This window comes from Streptomyces melanosporofaciens (assembly GCF_900105695.1).
GTDB lineage: Bacteria > Actinomycetota > Actinomycetes > Streptomycetales > Streptomycetaceae > Streptomyces > Streptomyces antimycoticus.
Window position 1 is genome coordinate 4,927,220 of sequence record NZ_FNST01000002.1, and the last position, 16,911, is coordinate 4,944,130.

A 16,911-nucleotide genomic window follows, 5' to 3' on the forward strand; every position below is an offset into this window, starting at 1 on the left:
ACCGTAACGCCTCGGGGCACCCGCGCCCCGTAAGGCTTCCGCGTACCCGCCCACCCCGTAACGCCTCCGCACGCCCACCCGCACCCTCCGCCCGCCCCGCAGCGCCCCACCCACCGGAGGTCCACCGTGTCCACGCCCTCGCCCGTGTCCGTACCCGTGCCCGCGTCCGCATCTGCCGCCGCCCGGCCCATCGGGGTGATCCGCGTCCTCACCAGCGAGGACCCTGCCGCCGTCGCCACCCACGGCACGGCCATCGAGGAGCGCTACGGTCTGCCGACCGTCTCGCGGTGCATCCCCGGCCAGCCCCACGGCGTCCATGACGACGACTCCGAGGCCCGCGCCGAACCCAAGATCGTGGACCTCGCGCGGGAGCTGGCCGATGCCGGGGCGCAAACGCTGATCATCAGCTGCGCCGCCGATCCGGCGCTCCAGAAGACCCGCCAAGCCGTCGGCATCCCCGTCATCGGCGCGGGCTCGGCGGCCGCCGCCGTAGCCCTGGGCCTCGGCCGCCGGGTCGGGGTGCTGGGTATCCGGGACGAGGCACCGCCCGCCGTGCGCGCCGTGCTCGGCGACCACTTCGCCGCCTCCGCCCGCCCCGACGGCGTCCACCGCACCACCGACCTGCTCGCCCCGGAGGGGCCCGCGGCGGTGCTGGAGGCCGCGGCCGGGCTCGTCGCGTCGGGCGCCGACACCCTGCTCCTCGCCTGCACCGGCCTCAACACCATCGGCATCCGCCCGCTGCTGGAGGAGCGGCTGGGCGTCCCGGTCGTGGACCCGGTACTCGCCGTCGGACTGCTCGCCTCGTACGCGTACGGCGGCTGAACCTGAACAGCCGTAAGGCTTCCGCCCGGCGGCTGCGCGTCCGTAAGGGATCCCTCGCAGGGCTGGACGTCGCCGGGCCGGAGTTTTGACCGGTGTCAGTCGCCGTCGAGGATGAAATCGGCTACAGCGGCGGCGACGGCTTCGGGCTGCTCATCGGGGATGAAGTGTCCAGCGTCGGGCACGACGATTCCGGTGACGTCGTCGGCCCAGGGGCTGACGGAGGCCGCCATGTCCGGGATGGAGCCGTGGCTGCTGGAGATTCCGAGGATGGGCACCGTCAGGTGCTGCCGCTTGAGCGCCTCGTGGTTCTTGCGCGCCGACTCGGCGGCGTCCCGGTAGTAGGCGAGGGAAGCGCGGAGGCCACCGTCGGCGGCGACGGCCGCTGCGTAGTGGTCGAGTTCGGCGTCCTCGAATGTGTCGGGAGAGAGGGCCTTCACTGTCAGGAACCAGCCGACGTAGTCCCGTTCGCGGCCGGCAAGCAGCGTCTCGGGCAGGTCGGGCACAAGGTGGAACGCGAAATGCCAGGTCTTCCACGCCCGATCCGGGTCGGTGGGAATCGCTTCGGGGAGGGTGATGCCGGGAATCCCGGCGTCGAGCAAAGCGACCCCGCGCAGTTGGCTCTCGAATCGGAGTGCGAGGGAGAAAGCGACCCAGGCGCCGATGTCGTGGGCGACCAGCCAGTAAGTCGACACTCCGAGAGACTTCACGGCGGCGTGGACGTGCGCGGCGACCGTGTGCGTGTCGTAGCTGCGCTCCGGGCGCTCGGAGTGGCCCTGACCCGGCAGGTCGATCGCGATGACGTGGAACCGGCCGGCGAGGCTGGGCATGACCTTTCGCCATGCCCACCAGGTTTGCGGGAATCCGGCGAGCAGGACAATGGCCGGGCCGGTCGGCCGGCCCCCTTCGACGGCATGAAGGCGGACGCCGTCGGCGTCAACCCAGCAGTGAGTGAATCCCGCCAGGTCGTGCAGGGGCAGATCGGGGACAGGGTTACTTTCGCGGACGGGCCGGGCGCTGGTCGCAGGGTCAGTCACGGGGATCCTCCGTCGGGGTCGGGTGTTCTGGTTCGGAGCTTCGCCCGAGGGTTGGGCCCACGAGCGCAGTGCGGATGCCGGGAGCGGCCGGCGCGCTGCTCGACGTCCGGGGCCCGACGGCCTGATCGGTGAGGCCCAGGAGCAGGACAGGGACGACGAGCCCGGGCTGGACGAACAATGTCGCGCTGTGGGGGACGCCCGGCCATGACCGTGCTTGGACGCTAACACATCTTGAACCGATTGGTTCAAGATAGAATGGTGCGGCGCGACACGGAACATCGACACACCGGCAAGGAAGTGCCACGTGGCAGGCAAGAAGCAATTCGACATGGACACGGCACTCGACGCCGCGATGATCCAGTTCTGGCGCGCGGGCTACGCCGACACCTCAGTGGACGATCTGTCCCGGGCAACCGGCCTGAACCGCAGCTCCATCTACTCCTCGCTCGGCGACAAGGACACGCTCTTCCTGCGCTGCTTGGATCGCTATGCCGCGCGCTATGGCGACAAGTACGACGCCGCCCTGTCGTGTGCGGCCTCCGAGCCTCTTACAGCCGTTCGTGCGTTCTTCGACGTCACCCTCGCGCGCATCGCCGATCCCGAACTGCCGGACGGATGCCTGGTCGCCCAATCGGCCATGGCGATTCCGGTGCTGAGCCGGAGTGTCGCGGCTCGCGCGAAGGAGGCACTGGGCTTCCAGCGCTTGCGTCTACGCGCCGCACTGAAGGCAGGCCGATTGACCGACCGGGACGCCGATACCTTCGCTGAACACGTGGCCGCCGTGAACCAGTCTCTCGCCGTCATGAGCAGAGCCGGGGCGAGCCCGGCGCAGCTCCTGGCCATCGTGGGGGTAACCGTCGACGCGCTCTCACAGGCGTCGCGCACGCGCAAGTAGCGCTGCGACCTGTTCCGTCGTGGACTCGACGAACCTCTGTCCTGGCCGCGATCCGGCGTGCGTACGTCAACGCTTCCAGGCCGGCCGGCTCGTCACACCAGGCTGTCCCGCCACGCCTGATGCAGCGCCGCGAACCGACCCTCGCCCGCGATCAGGCGGTCCGGTGAGCCGTCCTCGACGATCCGGCCGTCGGCCATGACCAGCACCCGGTCGGCCGTCTCGACGGTCGACAGGCGGTGGGCGATGATGACCGCCGTACGGCCGCGCAGCACCGTGTCCATGGCGCGCTGCACCGCCTGCTCGCCCGGGATGTCGAGGGAGGAGGTGGCCTCGTCGAGGATGAGGACCGACGGGTCGGCGAGCAGCGCGCGGGCGAACGCGACCAGTTGGCGCTGGCCGGCCGAGATCCGGCCGCCGCGCTTGCGCACATCCGTGTCGTAGCCGTCGGGCAGGGCGGCGACGAAGTCGTGTGCGCCGATCGCCTTGGCCGCCTGCTCGATCTCGGCGCGGGTGGCGTCGGGACGGCCGATGGCGATGTTCTCGGCGATCGTGCCGGAGAACAGGAACGCCTCCTGCGTCACCATGACCACACCGCGCCGCAGTTCGGGCATGGCCAGATCGCGCAGGTCCACCCCGTCGAGCAGCACCCGCCCTTCGCTGGGGTCGTAGAAGCGGGCCAGCAGCTTGGCGAGGGTGGATTTGCCCGCCCCGGTCGCCCCGACCACCGCGAGGGTCTGCCCGGCGGGCAGCGTGAGGTCGAAGCGGGGCAGCACCTCGCCGCCGGTGCGATAGGCGAAGCGCACCCCGTCGAAGACCACCTCCCGGCCGGGGGCCTTCGCCGGGCGCGGCGGCAGTGGCTTGGGGCCGGCGGGCTCGGGGACGGAGGGGCGCTGGGCCAGCAGGCCCGCGATCTTCTCCAGCGAGGCGGCCGCCGACTGGTAGGAGTTGAGGAACATCCCCAGCCGGTCGATCGGGTCGTACAGCCTGCGCAGATACAGCGCGGCCGCGGCGAGCACCCCGAGTGCGAGCGAACCGGAGGCCACCCGGTAGGCGCCCCAGAGCACGAGGGCGGCCACCGCCGCGTTGGCGACCAGCCGGGAGCTGACCACATAGCGGGCCATCTCCAGGATCGCGTCCCCGTTGGCGCGCTCATGGCGGTGGTTCAGCTCGCGGAAGCGCGTGTCGTTGGCGCGCTCGCGGCGGAACGCCTGCACGGGGCGGATGCCGTTCATGGTCTCGGTGAACGTCACGATCACCGCCGCGATCGCCGTCGACCGCTTGCGGTACACCCGCATGGAGCGCCGCTGGAAGGAGCGGATCAGCAGATACAGCGGCCAGAAGGAGAGCACGGCCGCCCCGCCCAGCCCCCAGTCGAGATAGAGCAGCGTGACGGAGATGTAGACGACCGACAGCGCGACCCCGAGCAGCTCCTCCAGCCCCTCGCTGAGCAACTCGCGCAGGGACTCGACATCGGTCGTGGCGCGGGAGATCAGCCGGCCGGAGGTGTAGCGCTCGTGGAAGTCCACGCTCAGCGCCTGGGCATGGCGGAAGATCCGGCCGCGCAGATCCAGCAGCACGTCCTGGCCGATCCGGGCGGAGAAGCGGATGAACGCGTACTGCAGCGTCCCGGAGGCGAGCGCACAGCCCAGATAGACCGCGCCGACGGCGATCAGCGGGCCGTGGGCGCCGTCGCGGAGGGCGGGCACGGCATGGTCGATGGCGTACGCGACGAGCAGCGGACCCGCCTGCACGGCGGCCTGCTGGAGCAGCAGCAGGACGGCCGCCAGCCAGACCCGCCGCCGGCGCGGCGAGAGCAGCGAACGCAGCAGAGCCGGCGACGCGCCCTTGGGCACCGGCAGGACATCGCGGTCGAACGGGTCGGACGACGGCGCCCGGCCCTCGTCGCTGTCCTCGCCCCAGCCCTCGTCGTCCGTGCTCTCCCGCTCCTCCTCGACCGTCGTCATGGTCTGCTCTCCCCCTCCTCGCGTTCCTGCCCGGACATCAGCGACCGGTACTCCGCGCTCTCCCGCAGCAGCCGCTGATGGGTGCCGACGGCGGTGATCCGGCCCTCCGACAGCAGCGCGACCCGGTCGGCGAGCAGCACGGTGGACGGCCGGTGCGCGACGACCAGCGCGGTCGTGGCCGCCAGCACCTGCCGCAGTGCCGCCTCCACCAGCGCCTCGGTGTGCACATCGAGGGCGGACAGCGGATCGTCGAGCACCAGGAACCGCGGGCTGCCCACGACGGCCCGCGCCAGCGCGAGCCGCTGCCGCTGACCGCCGGACAGGCTCAGCCCCTGCTCGCCGACCTCGGTGTCGGTGCCCTCCGGCAGGGTGTGCACGAAATCGGCCTGCGCCACCTTCAGGGCTCGCAGCAGCTCCTCCCGGCCCGCGTCGCTCGCGCCCATGAGGACGTTCTCACCGGCGGTGGCGGAGAACAGCGTGGGCTCCTCGAACGCGACGGCCACCAGGGCGCGCAGCTCCTCCCGGGGGAGGGCGGTGATGTCCCGGCCGTCGAGGGTGATCCGCCCGCGCGTGATCTCCTGCAGCCGGGGGACGAGAGCGGTAAGGGTGGTCTTTCCGGATCCGGTCGCCCCGACCAGCGCCATGGTCTCGCCGGGCCGGATGTGGAGATCGACCCCGCGCAGCACGGGCGGCTCCTCCGGCGGCGCGTCCGCGTAGGCGAACTCCACCCCCTCGAACCGGAGCCCGCCCTCGCGGTCCTGGCCGCCCTCGCTGCCTTCGCCGTCCTCGCCGCGCCGCACCGCCCCTGCGGGCCGCCGGTCGGCCGCGGTGGCCGGTTCCGCGTCCATGACGTCGAAATAGCGGTCGGTGGCCGTCGCCGCGTCCTGGCTCATCGCGAGGAGGAAGCCCAGGGACTCCACGGGCCAGCGCAGCGTCAGGGCGGTGGAGAGGAAGGCGACCAGCGTGCCCGCCGACAGATCCCCGTCGGCCACCCGCATCGTGCCGAGCACCAGCGCCGCGCCGATCGCCAGCTCCGGCAGGGTCATGATCAGTGCCCAGAGCGTGGCCAGCAGCCGCGCCTTGTGGAGCTCGGTGGAGCGGACCTGCTCCGACAGGACACGGAAGGCGCGGGCCTGGCTGCGGTGGCGGCCGAAGCCCTTGACGATGCGGACACCGAGCACGCCCTCCTCGACGACCGTCGTCAGATCGCCGGTCTGGTCCTGCACGGTGCGGGCCACCGTCGCGTACCGCGTCTCGAACAGCGAGCAGAGGATCACCAGCGGCACCGCCGGGATCACCAGGACCAGGCCCAGCGTCCACTCCTGCGACAGCAGGATGGCGAATCCGGCCAGGATGGTGACCCCGTTCACCACCAGGAAGGTGAGCGGGAAGGCCAGGAACATCCGCAGCAGCATCAGATCGGTCGTGGCCCGCGACAGCAGCTGGCCGGAGGCCCAGCGGTCGTGGAAGGAGACCGGCAGCCGCTGCAGATGGCGGTAGAGATCGGCGCGCATCGCGGCCTCGACGGAGGCCAGGGGCCGCCCCACCAGCCAGCGCCGCAGGCCGAAGAGCCCGGCCTCGGCCGTGCCCAGGGCGAGCAGCAGCGCACCGCCCAGCCAGACTCCGCCCGGGTCCCGGTGGGCCACCGGCCCGTCCACCATCCACTTCAGGACCAGCGGGATGACCAGCCCCAGACAGGAGGCGACGACCGCCACCCCGGCCGCGCCGAACAGCCGCACCCGCACCGGCCGCACATAGGGCCACAGCCGCAGGAGCGAACGCGTGGCTGAGCGGTGCCGCGGGGCGGCACCGCCTTCTTGGGCGCGGGGTTCACTCGTCACAGCCATCAGTGGGGAGACTACGGTCCGCCACCGACAGTGCTCACTCGGTTTTTTGGCGTAGGTCCGTGGCGTCGAGGGCGCGCAGCAGCAGGACCGAGCGCGCCGGAAGCTCGATGGGGGCGCCCGCCGCGAGCCGTGTGCCCGGGGGTGCCTCCTGGTCCTCACGGGAGGTGTCCAGGAGGAGCTCGTACCCCCGGGCCCAGGGCGGTCCGGGCAGGGTGAAGGAGAGCGGCCGCGGGCCCGCGTGCAGCAGGGCCAGGAAGCTGTCGTCCGTGACCGGGGCGCCGTGCGGATCGCGCTGGGGCAGATCGCGGCCCGAAAGATAGGCCCCGAGGGCGGTCGTCGGCGCGTACCAGTCGGATTCGGCCATCTCGGTGCCGTGTGGGGTGAACCACGCCAGATCGCGCAGTCCCTCCGGGGGCCGGGCCAGGCCGGAGAAGAAGGCCGGGCGGCGCAGCACCGGATGGGCCCGGCGCAGCCGTATCAGCCGGGCGGTGAGCTCGGTAAGGGCGCGCCAGCCGGGGTCTTCCAGCAGCGACCAGTCGAGCCAGCCGGTCTCGTTGTCCTGGCAGTACGCATTGTTGTTGCCGCCCTGGGTGCGGCCCAGCTCATCGCCCGCGACCAGCATCGGCACCCCGGTGGACAGCAGCAGGGTGGCCAGCAGATTGCGCAGCTGGCGGCGGCGCAGCGCCCGTATCTCCGGGGCGTCGGTCTCGCCCTCGGCGCCGCAGTTCCAGGCGCGGTTGTCGGGGGTGCCGTCGCGATTGCCCTCCCCGTTGGCCTCGTTGTGCTTGTGCTCGTAGGAGACCAGGTCGCGCAGGGTGAACCCGTCGTGCGCGGTGATGAAGTTGACCGAGGCGTACGGGCGGCGGCCGCTCCACGCGTACAGATCGCTGGAGCCCGAGAGCCGGTAGCCCAGATCGCGGGCGTCGGGCAGCGCCCCGCGCCAGAAGTCCCGCACCGCGTCGCGGTAGCGGTCGTTCCACTCCGCCCACAGCGGCGGGAAGGCGCCCACCTGATAGCCGCCGGAGCCCACGTCCCATGGCTCCGCGATCAGCTTCACCCGGCGCAGTACGGGATCCTGCGCGATCACGGCCAGGAAGGGCGAGAGCATGTCCACGCCGTGCGTGGCGCGGGCGAGCGCGCTGGCCAGGTCGAAGCGGAAGCCGTCCACCCCCATCTCGGTGACCCAGTAGCGCAGCGAGTCGGTGATCAGCCGCAGCACCTGTGGCTGCAGGACGTGCAGGGTGTTGCCGCAGCCGGTGAAGTCGGCGTAGCGGCGGGGATCTTGCTGCAGGCGGTAGTAGCCGCGGTTGTCGACACCGCGCAGCGAGAGGGTGGGGCCCAGCTCATTGGCCTCGGCGGTGTGGTTGTAGACGACGTCGAGGATCACCTCGATCCCGGCGGCGTGCAGGGCGCGCACCATCCGCCGGAACTCCCCGACCTGCTGGCCCCGCGTGCCGCCGGCCGCGTATCCGGCGTGCGGCGCGAAGTAGCCGATCGAGTTGTAGCCCCAGTAGTTGCGTAAGCCCCGTCGCAGCAGATGGTCCTCGTGGGCGAACTGATGCACCGGCAGCAGCTCGACCGCCGTGACCCCGAGCCGGGTCAGGTGCTCGATCGCCGCCGGATGCGCCAGCCCCGCGTAGGTGCCGCGCAGTTCGGGCGGCACCCCGGGGTGGCGCATGGTGAAGCCGCGCACATGGAGTTCGTAGATCACCGACTCGGCCCAGGGCGTCTTGGGCCGCCGGTCCTCCGTCCACTCGTCGGGCGCGCCGTCCGCCGTGTCGTCGCCGACGACCACGCCCTTGGGGACGTACGGGGCGGAGTCGCGGTCGTCCCGGACGGTGTCCGCCACATGCTGCTGCGGCCAGTCCCGCATATGTCCGTAGACCTCCGCGGGCAGCGCGAAGTCCCCGTCCACGGCGCGGGCGTACGGATCCAGCAGCAGCTTCGCCGGATTCCAGCGGGCGCCGGTCCAGGGGTCCCAGCGGCCGTGCACGCGGTAGCCGTACCGCCGGCCGGGCAGCACACCGGGCACGAAGCCGTGCCAGACCTCATGGGTGAGCTCGGTGAGCGGACAGCGCAGCTCGTGGCCGTCGTCGTCGAACAGACACAGGTCGACGGCCTCCGCACCGCCCGCCCACAGCGCGAAGTTGGTGCCCCACACCCCGTCCGGCCCCCGGCAGGGGCGGGCGCCGAGCGGCTCCGGGCTGCCCGGCCGGACGGCGGGGCCCGCCGCCGGGGCGGCGCTCCGGTCGGGCCGCGGGGCGAGCGCCGTGGGGCGGTGGCCGACGAGACGGCCCACCGCCGTCGCCGAGGGGCGTCCGGGGACGCCGTCGCGTGTCTCCTGCCCGGCTGCACTGGACACATCGGCCTCCGCGGCTCGTGGCCAACCGCCCCCGCCCCGACGGAGGGAAGGCGGGCAGCACCTCATGGCGGGCCGGCGGGCCCCGCGGTGTCCCGTACCGCACGGACCCTGGCCCACGCTCTCCCACCTGTTCTGCCCGCAATCGCGCCGACTCGCACGTTTCCCCGCACTCCACCGCTGCCCGGCACGGGCCGATCGTCCCGTGACCGGCTCCTGCCTGCGACTGAACCGTGACCAACGAGGGGAAGTCCACTGTCGGTGGCGTGTGATTACCTATCGCCAGGCGCGCCCTGCGCGTGATCGGGCTTGCCGCGGGGCGCGGCTCCGGGGGAGGGAGAGCTGTGGTGACGGTGCGGTGGATACCGGGGGCGGCGCGCGGCGGCCGCAAGGGGCTTCTCGCGCTGCTGCTCGGGGCATTGCTCATGGCAGTGGCCGCGTGCGGCGGAGGCGGTGGCTCCGACGACGGCAGGAAGGGCAAGGACGGCAAGGGCGACAGCCGGCCCAAGACCTCGCGGGCCGTGGTGACGATCGCGCCCGAGGACGGCGCGAAGGGCGTGGACACCAGCGGTGCGCTGAAGGTCACCTCGGCGCGGGGCACCCTGTCCTCGGTCAAGGTCAAGGACGCCAAGGGCGCCGCGGTCGAGGGGAAGGTCGGCGGGGACGGAAAGAGCTGGCTGCCCGCCGCCCATCTCCGCTCGGACACCACCTACACCGTGGACGCGGTCGCCAAGGACACCCATGGCCTGACCACGACCCGGCACGCGACCTTCACCACCCTGCGCCCCAAGAACACCTTCGTGGGCATCTACACCCCGGAGGACGGCTCGACGGTCGGCGTCGGCATGCCCGTCTCGCTCCACTTCAACCGCGGTATCACCCACCCGGCGGCCGTGGAGAAGGGGATAAAGGTCAGCGCCTCGCCCTCGGTGCCGCTCGCGAGCCACTGGTTCGGCAACGACCGGCTGGACTTCCGCCCGGAGAAGTACTGGAAGCCCGGCACCAAGGTGACGCTCAGTCTGGATCTGGACGGAGTCGAGGGCAGGCCGGGGGTGTACGGCGAGCAGCGGAAGTCGGTGACGTTCACCATCGGCCGCAGCCAGATCTCGGTCGTCGACGCCAAGTCCAAGAAGATGACGGTCAAGCGGGACGGCAAGACCATCAAGACCATCCCCATCACCTCGGGCGCGCCCGGCCATGAGACCTACAACGGCAAAATGGTGATCAGCGAGAAGCATCCGGTGACGCGGATGGACGGCGCCACGGTCGGTTTCGACGGGGAGTACGACATCAAGGACGTGCCGCATGCGATGCGCCTGTCGACCTCCGGCACCTTCATCCACGGCAACTACTGGGCGGGCCAGGCCACGTTCGGCTCGTCCAATGTCAGCCACGGCTGTGTGGGCCTGTTCGACCAGCGCGGCGGCGGGGACTCCGCCACCCCGGCGTCCTGGTTCTTCCGCAAATCGATCATCGGCGATGTGGTCATCGTGAAGAACTCGCATGACGAGACCGTCCAGCCGGACAACGGGCTCAACGGCTGGAACATGTCCTGGGAGAAGTGGAAGGCATGACCCCGCGCCGGAGCCGGGGCGCCCTGGTGCCCCGGCTCCGGCCCCCAAGCGTCCCTGCGTCCCCGCGTTATGGCACCGCCCCCGGCCCTCCGCTCCCGTGTTAGCGGACGCTAACCTGCGCTCATGACTGTGAATCTCGAGGTTGCCGACGGCGTTGCCACCTTCCGCCTTGACCGCCCCCCGATGAACGCGCTCGACACCGCCACCCAGGACCGGCTGCGGGAGCTCGCCGCCGAGGTGACCCACCGCGACGATGTGCGCGCCGTGGTCATCTGGGGCGGCGAGAAGGTGTTCGCGGCCGGCGCGGACATCAAGGAGATGCGGGAGATGGACCACGCCGCGATGGTGGCCCGCTCCGGTGATCTGCAGGAGTCCTTCACCGCCGTGGCCCGGATCCCCAAGCCCGTGGTCGCCGCCGTCACCGGCTACGCCCTCGGCGGCGGCTGCGAGCTGGCGCTGTGCGCCGACTTCCGGATCGCCGCGGAGAACGCCAAGCTGGGCCAGCCCGAGATCCTGCTCGGCCTGATCCCGGGCGCGGGCGGCACTCAGCGGCTGGCCCGGCTGGTCGGCCCGGCCAAGGCCAAGGACCTCATCTTCACGGGCCGCCAGGTCAAGGCCGACGAGGCGCTCACCATCGGCCTGGTGGACCGGATCGTACCGGCCGAGGAGGTCTACGAGCAGGCCCACGCCTGGGCGGCGCGGCTGGCCCGGGGCCCGGCGATCGCGCTGCGCGCGGCCAAGGAGTCGGTGGACCGGGGGCTGGAGACGGATCTCGACAGCGGCCTCGCCATCGAACGGACCTGGTTCGCCGGGCTGTTCGCCACCGAGGACCGGGAGATCGGGATGCGCAGCTTTGTCGAGGACGGGCCGGGTAAGGCCACGTTCCGCTGACATCCGACCGGTTCCGATCGTCTCGGCCGGGTCACGGAGCCGGGTATGCCCCGTGCGAGCGAATTTTCTTCGCCAACGGTCGGCCTCTGTATGCCCCGTTCCGGTACGCTGGGTGATCACGCGTACGCGCGGTGACATCGCTGGTCAGCCGGGGTGTTGTGGTGCCCCAACTGCCGTTGGCATATGTCGGATCGGTTTTGTGGAGCCTGGGGCTCCGGTGTTCGGGATCCCACGGTTCCGCCCCGGATGACCTTTTGGGCGGCCATGATGGGGGGCATGGCGGGCTTGGAGGGAATGGAGCAGCCGCAGCAGCGCACTGGTACGGCTGCGGTGCGGGGGGTGCCGTCCGTCGAGGACGAGCGGGCCCGCAGGGCGCTTGACCTCTTTGGTAACCCCGCGGCCGAGGAGGTGCGGCTGCCCTCCCGTCCCGAGTCCGCGGCGACCGCCCGCCGGCTGGCCGAATTCGTGGTGGCGCGCGACTGGGGGCTGGGTCTTCAGCTCGCCGAGCACACCGTGCTGCTCGTCTCCGAACTGGTGGGCAACGCCGTACGGCATACCGGCGCCCGCACCTTCGGGCTGCGGATGCTGCGGCGGCGCGGCTGGCTGCGGGTCGAGGTCCGCGATCCCTCCCGGGGGCTGCCGTGTCTGCTGCCGGTGGGGGAGCTCGACACCAGCGGGCGCGGGCTGACGCTGGTCGACCAGCTCTCCCAGCGGTGGGGGGTCGATCTGCTGCCGTGCGGCAAGACGACCTGGTTCGAGATGCGGGTGGCCGAAAACTGACCGGATGAGCGCGGGTGCGGACCTCGGCGCCGAGCGAGTGGGGCGCCCAGCGTGTGAAAAGGGTCCCCGCGTCGTCGTACGCCGACGACACGGGGACCTCTTTTCGTCCCCGGCCATGGCACGAAAGGGGTGTTCGTCATGGCATTCGGGGGAAGCGACCTCGCTCGGGTCAATGGGGTCGCGGCCCCGACTATCGCAGAGACGGTAGATCACTTCCAAGCCGATCCAAGGTGAGCTGTAACACTTGCCTTGCTAATGGCGGGTAGGGGCGCAATTTTCCTTTGTTGTCGACCTCTTTCTGATGAATCTCCAGTGGTCCAGACCGTGACACGAAATCTTTCTTTGCCCGTCGGTTCTTGGCATGGCCCTGCCCAGCACGCACCATGGAACAGCGCTACGCGCGTCACACCCCCACGTTTCACCCCCCTTTGTCCCGGCTACGCCATTCGGGAGATCCCCCATGGAAGCGCACGGCCGCACCTCCACCCGGCGCGCCCTGCTCCGCTCGGGCGCCTATCTCGCCACCGCCGCCACCGGACTCACCGCCACCGCCGCTACCGCCACCGCCGCCCACGCCGACGACAGACGTCGCCGCCGCGCGGCCGCCTATCCCCCCACCCACTGGATCCCGGCCTCCCCATCCAACTACCGCGTCTCCAGCCGCCCGACCTCGTATCCGATCGACTTCATCGTCATCCATGTGACGCAGGAGACCTTCCCGGACGCGATGAAGATCTTCCAGGACCCGGCCAAGCAGGTCTCCACGCACTACATGGTCGCCTCGGCCGACGGCTACATCGGGCAGTTCGTCCGGGAGAAGGACGTCGCCTGGCACGCCGGCAACAAGGACTACAACAACCGCAGCATCGGCATCGAGCACGAGGGCTGGGTGGACGACCCCAAGTGGTTCACGGACGAGATGTACGCCTCGTCCGCCGCCCTTGCCTCGGCCGTCTGCGACCGCTTCGGCATCCCCAAGAACCGCGACCACATCATCGGCCATGTGGAGGTCCCCGGAGCCGACCACACCGACCCCGGCCCGCTGTGGGACTGGGACCGCTATATGTCCCTGGTCAACAAAGCCTCCGCGCCGCGAACCTGGCGAAGGTAGCGAACCCGGCGAACCAACCGGACGCCGCGCGCGCCGCTTATGTCGTGTACATCGTGACGCGGCCGATGGGCCGGCCGCCGCCGACCGCTAATCTGTGCGGGTCAAGCACACGCACGGAAGGGGCGGAACAGGTGGCGGATATCGAGGCGGCGCGCAAGGCGTTCGAGCGGTATGACCTCAACGGTGACGGCCAGATCACCGCGGCCGAGTACAAGAGCGTGATGGCGCAGCTGGGGGACCCGTACGTCACGGAACCCGTCGCCCAGGCCGTCATCAACGCCCACGACGGCAACGGTGACGGGCTGCTCACCTTCGACGAGTTCTGGGCGGCTCAGAACAAGGACGGCAGCAAGACCGCCTGACCGGGCCGCACGGCGGCAAGGCAACGAGCCGCACGGCAGCCGCACGGCGGCAACGGGCCGCATGGCGGCACGGCCGGCGCGTCAGCGCCAGCCGCGCCGCTGTGCGCTCGCCCGCCGTCTGCGGTCGTTGCACAGCAGACAGCGGCCGTAGCCGGGCGGCAGCGGGTCCTCCGGATCCCCGTACAGCGGATCGACGGCCCCGCGCGGATGCTCCGGGCAGCCCGTGGCACCGCGCTCGGCGGTCAGCGACCCCGCGGCGGCGAGCGCCCGGCGCAGGGCGTCGGTGAGCAGCTCGGTCTCCGGCCCGGAGGGCGCGGCGTCCAGCGAGAAGGCGATGTCCGACGCGGTGGTGAGCGCGCTGCGGAGTTCGCGCAGGTCTGCGTAACTCATACCGGGCAGCGTAGGCGCACCCACCGACAACACCCCGAGGGCCCGGTCAGGCCCCGCCCTCCCGCGCCTCCTCGCCACCTTCGGCCTCGCCCGTGTCGCCCACACCCTCCGTGAGGTGGACGTCTTCGGCGTCCTCCGTCTCCTCCGCGGTGAGCGCCGCCCGGCTGGGATCGGCCCAGGCCTGCAGCGCGGCCTTGCTGGAGAAGTTCGCCACGTCCTTGTCCAGCGGGCGGTCGGTGTACTGGTGGATCCGCCACTTCGCCTTGATGCGCGGCTTGCCCGCCGTCACATAGTCCGCTATCCACAGGCCGTCTCCGGCGTAGGACGTGGTGTCGTAGTTGAGCCAGAAGCTCCGGTTGCAGTAGAGCATCACGCGGTGCGTGGGACGCAGCTTCTTGACCTCGCGGATGAACCGGTCCTTCTCAGCGTTGCTGGCGCGGGTGCCGGAACCGGTGGTCTCCCAGTCCACGGCGAGCAGATCGTGCTTCTGGGACGCGCACTTCTCGACGAAGTACTGCGCCTGCGCGGTGATGTTGCCCGGCCACAGGAAGTGGTAGAAGCCGACGACGCATCCCGCCTTCCGCGCCCGGGACGCCTGCGAGGTCTGCTTCGGGTTGATGTACGACCGTCCTTCGGTGGCCTTGATGAAGACGAAGGCCAGCCCGTCCGGGTCGAAGGTGGACTGGTACGAACTCACGTCGATGCCGTGCAGCATGGCGCCTACCTCGGGTCAAGAACGAGTGAATACACGGGTGTTATTCCCCCTCTCGTACGGAGGACCCTACTGGGACGGGATCTCGGTCCGCAGCCGTTCGGGGGCCCACGCCGGGGGAGCGGGCGAGAAGATCGGCGGACCCGAGGGTTCGGCCATCCCCCGGGCCCTGTGATGCCGCCCAACTGGGCACGACGAGCTTCGGTTTCCGCTCGCGCCCCTCGCCCACCCGGTCCTCCAGCCGCCCGTCGAGGGGCCGAGCGACCACGACTCGGCGGCGTCCGGAGTCGACAGCCCGCGGAGGAAGTGACGAGATCCGTCCGGGCACCCCGGGACCGGTCCCGCACGGGACGTGCCAGCTTGATCCCGCTGAGGAAGGCCCTCAGCTCCACCCACGGGAGCCAAGCCATGCGCGGGAAGCCCTCCACCCGACGGCGCGACACGCTCGCTGCCTCCGCCGCCCTCGGCGCGGCCACCGTGCTGCTGCTGACGGGATGCGGCACCGATGGCGAGCGACCCGAGGCGTCCTCGGACAAGCCGAGCCCGGCCATGACATCGGCGACCCCGAGCCCCCCAACCCCCAAGGCTTCTACGAGCCCCGCCACCCCCTCGGCTCCGCCCACCGACCACAGGCTTCCGGTGGAGGTCCCGTCGGACGCCGGCGACCAGGCCAAGGAGGACATGCTGGGCCTCCGCGCCCTTGAACTCCAAAGCGCCCTACGCGACATCGACCCCGCGCTCGGGGCCGCGTCGGATATCAAGAAGGCCGGAGAACAGTGCTTCGACCTCCGCCGAAAGGCCGCGAACCCCGACGAGACAGCGGCACGCCGCTTCAGCACCGCCCAGCACAAAGTGACCGTGGCCAACGGCAAGCGAATCAACGCGCTGCTGCGCGAGGGCTACTGCTCCTGAGAAACGCCGAGGCGCTCCGCGAGCGCCTCGGCAAGCGTTGCCGTGCGGGGCCGCGCGCAACAGGGATCGGGGCACACCAAGAGGTTTGGGGTGAGGGGAGAACCACAGGTGAGTGAGGCCAAAGAAGGCCAGGAACCGTCCAGCGGGGCGGCGTTCCTCGGAGCCGAGGTGCGGACCTGGCGGATGCAGGCGGAGCTGAGCCAACGGGAGTTGGGCTTGAAGGCCAACTACGGGCAGCAATATGTGGCCAAGGTGGAGGCGGGTGAGCGCTTGGCCAGCCCCGAGTTCGCCGACGCGTGCGATCGGGTCTTCGGCACGCCGGGCCTGTTCGCGCGCCTGCGGAAGCGGGCCAGCCAGCATGGCTATCCGGACTGGTTCGTGCCGTACGTGCAGTTGGAGCGGCAGGCGGTCAGCGTCCTGGATTACTCGGCGACGCTCATCATGGGCATGTTGCAGACGCCCGAGTACGCGCGAGCGGTGTTCCGGTCCGCACATCCTCGGGATACCGCCGACCAGATCGACGCAAGGGTGGCCAGACGATTGCAGCGAAGAGAGGTGATGGAGCGGGATGCGCCCCCGTTGCTGTGGTGCGTCCTGAGTGAGGCGTGTCTGCGTGCTGGGGTGGGAGGAAGGGAAGTGGCGCGGGCCCAACTCGCCCATCTCCTAGCTGTAGCAGAGTCTCCGCACATCACACTTCAGTTGCTGCCGTTCTCGGCAGGAGCACCTCCGGTGCCGGGGAGCTTCACCCTTCTGACGTTCGACGATGGACCGAGCATTGTGTACGCAGATACAGCCATGGCAGGCCAGACGATCGATTCACCGGCAGAAGTGGACCTCGCGACTGCCAGGTACGACCGAATCAGGGCTTCGGCTTTGTCGCCGGACGATTCGCTGGCCGTGATCAGCAGACTGATGGAGGACTACACACGATGAACACCGCCCTCGACCTGTCCGGTGCTGAATGGGTCAAGTCCAGCTACAGCAGCGGAGACGAAGGCCAGTGCGTGGAGTTCGCGCCCTCCATAGCCACCACTGCCGGTGTCGTCCCCGTCCGCGACAGCAAACACCCGGCAGGCCCCGCCCTCGTCTTCCCGGTGGAGGCGTGGGACACGTTCACGACCGCTCTGCGAACCGGTGAATTCCCACCCTTCCCTTCTATTGTTCCCTGAACTCGCGCAGCCACTCCGAGTAGTCTTCTGTGCTGTGCAGGTAGGTTGTCGGGTCAGACTTGAGGTCTGCCCCGCTCAGACGGTCAAGC

The 16,911-nt window shown here is 70.7% G+C and carries 16 protein-coding genes; 10 read left to right on the forward strand and 6 right to left on the reverse strand.

Going from position 1 to position 16,911, the window contains the following annotated elements:
- Positions 1-144 precede the first annotated feature (144 nt).
- Positions 145-822: an aspartate/glutamate racemase family protein gene (locus BLV72_RS24215; RefSeq protein WP_244320942.1), complete on the forward strand. Its 678-nt coding sequence runs from the start codon at positions 145-147 to the stop codon at positions 820-822.
- 95 nt (positions 823-917) lie between these two features.
- Here BLV72_RS24215 and BLV72_RS24220 read toward each other — a convergent pair whose 3' ends face one another.
- A complete protein-coding gene (locus BLV72_RS24220) occupies positions 918-1,856 on the reverse strand; it encodes an alpha/beta fold hydrolase (protein WP_093464810.1) in 939 nt (312 codons plus the stop codon).
- Positions 1,857-2,160: 304 nt separating this feature from the next.
- Between BLV72_RS24220 and BLV72_RS24225 the strand changes: the two genes are divergently transcribed.
- Positions 2,161-2,751, forward strand: coding sequence for a TetR/AcrR family transcriptional regulator (locus BLV72_RS24225; protein ID WP_093464811.1), 591 nt, complete (start codon positions 2,161-2,163; stop codon positions 2,749-2,751).
- A 92-nt stretch (positions 2,752-2,843) separates the two neighbouring features.
- Here BLV72_RS24225 and BLV72_RS24230 read toward each other — a convergent pair whose 3' ends face one another.
- From BLV72_RS24230 to glgX, 3 genes are read right to left on the reverse strand one after another with little or no spacing between them, the layout of a single operon-like run.
- Positions 2,844-4,715 carry an ABC transporter ATP-binding protein gene (locus BLV72_RS24230; RefSeq protein ID WP_093464813.1) on the reverse strand — a complete coding sequence of 624 codons (1,872 nt, stop codon included), beginning with the start codon at positions 4,713-4,715 and terminating at the stop codon, positions 2,844-2,846.
- Positions 4,712-6,562 carry an ABC transporter ATP-binding protein gene (locus BLV72_RS24235; RefSeq protein ID WP_093464814.1) on the reverse strand — a complete coding sequence of 617 codons (1,851 nt, stop codon included), beginning with the start codon at positions 6,560-6,562 and terminating at the stop codon, positions 4,712-4,714. The genes BLV72_RS24230 and BLV72_RS24235 overlap by 4 nt, the downstream gene beginning before the upstream one ends.
- A gap of 34 nt (positions 6,563-6,596) precedes the next feature.
- On the reverse strand, positions 6,597-8,924 hold the full coding sequence (gene glgX, locus BLV72_RS24240; RefSeq protein WP_093464816.1) for a glycogen debranching protein GlgX: 2,328 nt from the start codon (positions 8,922-8,924) through the stop codon (positions 6,597-6,599).
- 344 nt (positions 8,925-9,268) lie between these two features.
- On the opposite strand from glgX, the gene BLV72_RS24245 reads away from it, so the two are divergent.
- The 5 genes from BLV72_RS24245 (at position 9,269) to BLV72_RS24265 (ending at position 13,639) form a co-directional block, all read left to right on the forward strand.
- Positions 9,269-10,495: a L,D-transpeptidase gene (locus BLV72_RS24245; protein ID WP_093464817.1), complete on the forward strand. Its 1,227-nt coding sequence runs from the start codon at positions 9,269-9,271 to the stop codon at positions 10,493-10,495.
- A gap of 123 nt (positions 10,496-10,618) precedes the next feature.
- Entirely contained in the window at positions 10,619-11,386 is a 768-nt protein-coding gene (locus BLV72_RS24250; RefSeq protein ID WP_093464819.1) for an enoyl-CoA hydratase/isomerase family protein, read from the forward strand.
- A gap of 276 nt (positions 11,387-11,662) precedes the next feature.
- Positions 11,663-12,166: an ATP-binding protein gene (locus tag BLV72_RS24255; protein ID WP_167746396.1), complete on the forward strand. Its 504-nt coding sequence runs from the start codon at positions 11,663-11,665 to the stop codon at positions 12,164-12,166.
- 460 nt (positions 12,167-12,626) lie between these two features.
- Positions 12,627-13,277 (forward strand): N-acetylmuramoyl-L-alanine amidase, encoded by a 651-nt coding sequence (locus BLV72_RS24260; RefSeq protein ID WP_093464822.1) that lies wholly within the window; start codon positions 12,627-12,629, stop codon positions 13,275-13,277.
- Between the two features lie 131 nt (positions 13,278-13,408).
- Positions 13,409-13,639 carry an EF-hand domain-containing protein gene (locus BLV72_RS24265; protein ID WP_093464824.1) on the forward strand — a complete coding sequence of 77 codons (231 nt, stop codon included), beginning with the start codon at positions 13,409-13,411 and terminating at the stop codon, positions 13,637-13,639.
- 81 nt (positions 13,640-13,720) lie between these two features.
- Here BLV72_RS24265 and BLV72_RS24270 read toward each other — a convergent pair whose 3' ends face one another.
- Together BLV72_RS24270 and BLV72_RS24275 are read right to left on the reverse strand one after the other, a co-directional pair.
- Entirely contained in the window at positions 13,721-14,029 is a 309-nt protein-coding gene (locus BLV72_RS24270; protein WP_078643828.1) for a hypothetical protein, read from the reverse strand.
- Between the two features lie 46 nt (positions 14,030-14,075).
- Positions 14,076-14,744, reverse strand: coding sequence for a glycoside hydrolase family 25 protein (locus BLV72_RS24275; RefSeq protein ID WP_093464825.1), 669 nt, complete (start codon positions 14,742-14,744; stop codon positions 14,076-14,078).
- 405 nt (positions 14,745-15,149) lie between these two features.
- On the opposite strand from BLV72_RS24275, the gene BLV72_RS24280 reads away from it, so the two are divergent.
- The 3 genes from BLV72_RS24280 to BLV72_RS24290 all read left to right on the forward strand — a co-directional run bounded on the left by BLV72_RS24280 (position 15,150) and on the right by BLV72_RS24290 (position 16,822).
- Positions 15,150-15,653 (forward strand): hypothetical protein, encoded by a 504-nt coding sequence (locus BLV72_RS24280; RefSeq protein WP_093464827.1) that lies wholly within the window; start codon positions 15,150-15,152, stop codon positions 15,651-15,653.
- Positions 15,654-15,761: 108 nt separating this feature from the next.
- Positions 15,762-16,586, forward strand: a complete 825-nt coding sequence (locus BLV72_RS24285; RefSeq protein ID WP_093464828.1) for a helix-turn-helix domain-containing protein — start codon at positions 15,762-15,764, stop codon at positions 16,584-16,586.
- On the forward strand, positions 16,583-16,822 hold the full coding sequence (locus BLV72_RS24290) for a DUF397 domain-containing protein (RefSeq protein WP_093464830.1): 240 nt from the start codon (positions 16,583-16,585) through the stop codon (positions 16,820-16,822). The genes BLV72_RS24285 and BLV72_RS24290 overlap by 4 nt, the downstream gene beginning before the upstream one ends.
- Positions 16,823-16,911 lie beyond the last annotated feature (89 nt).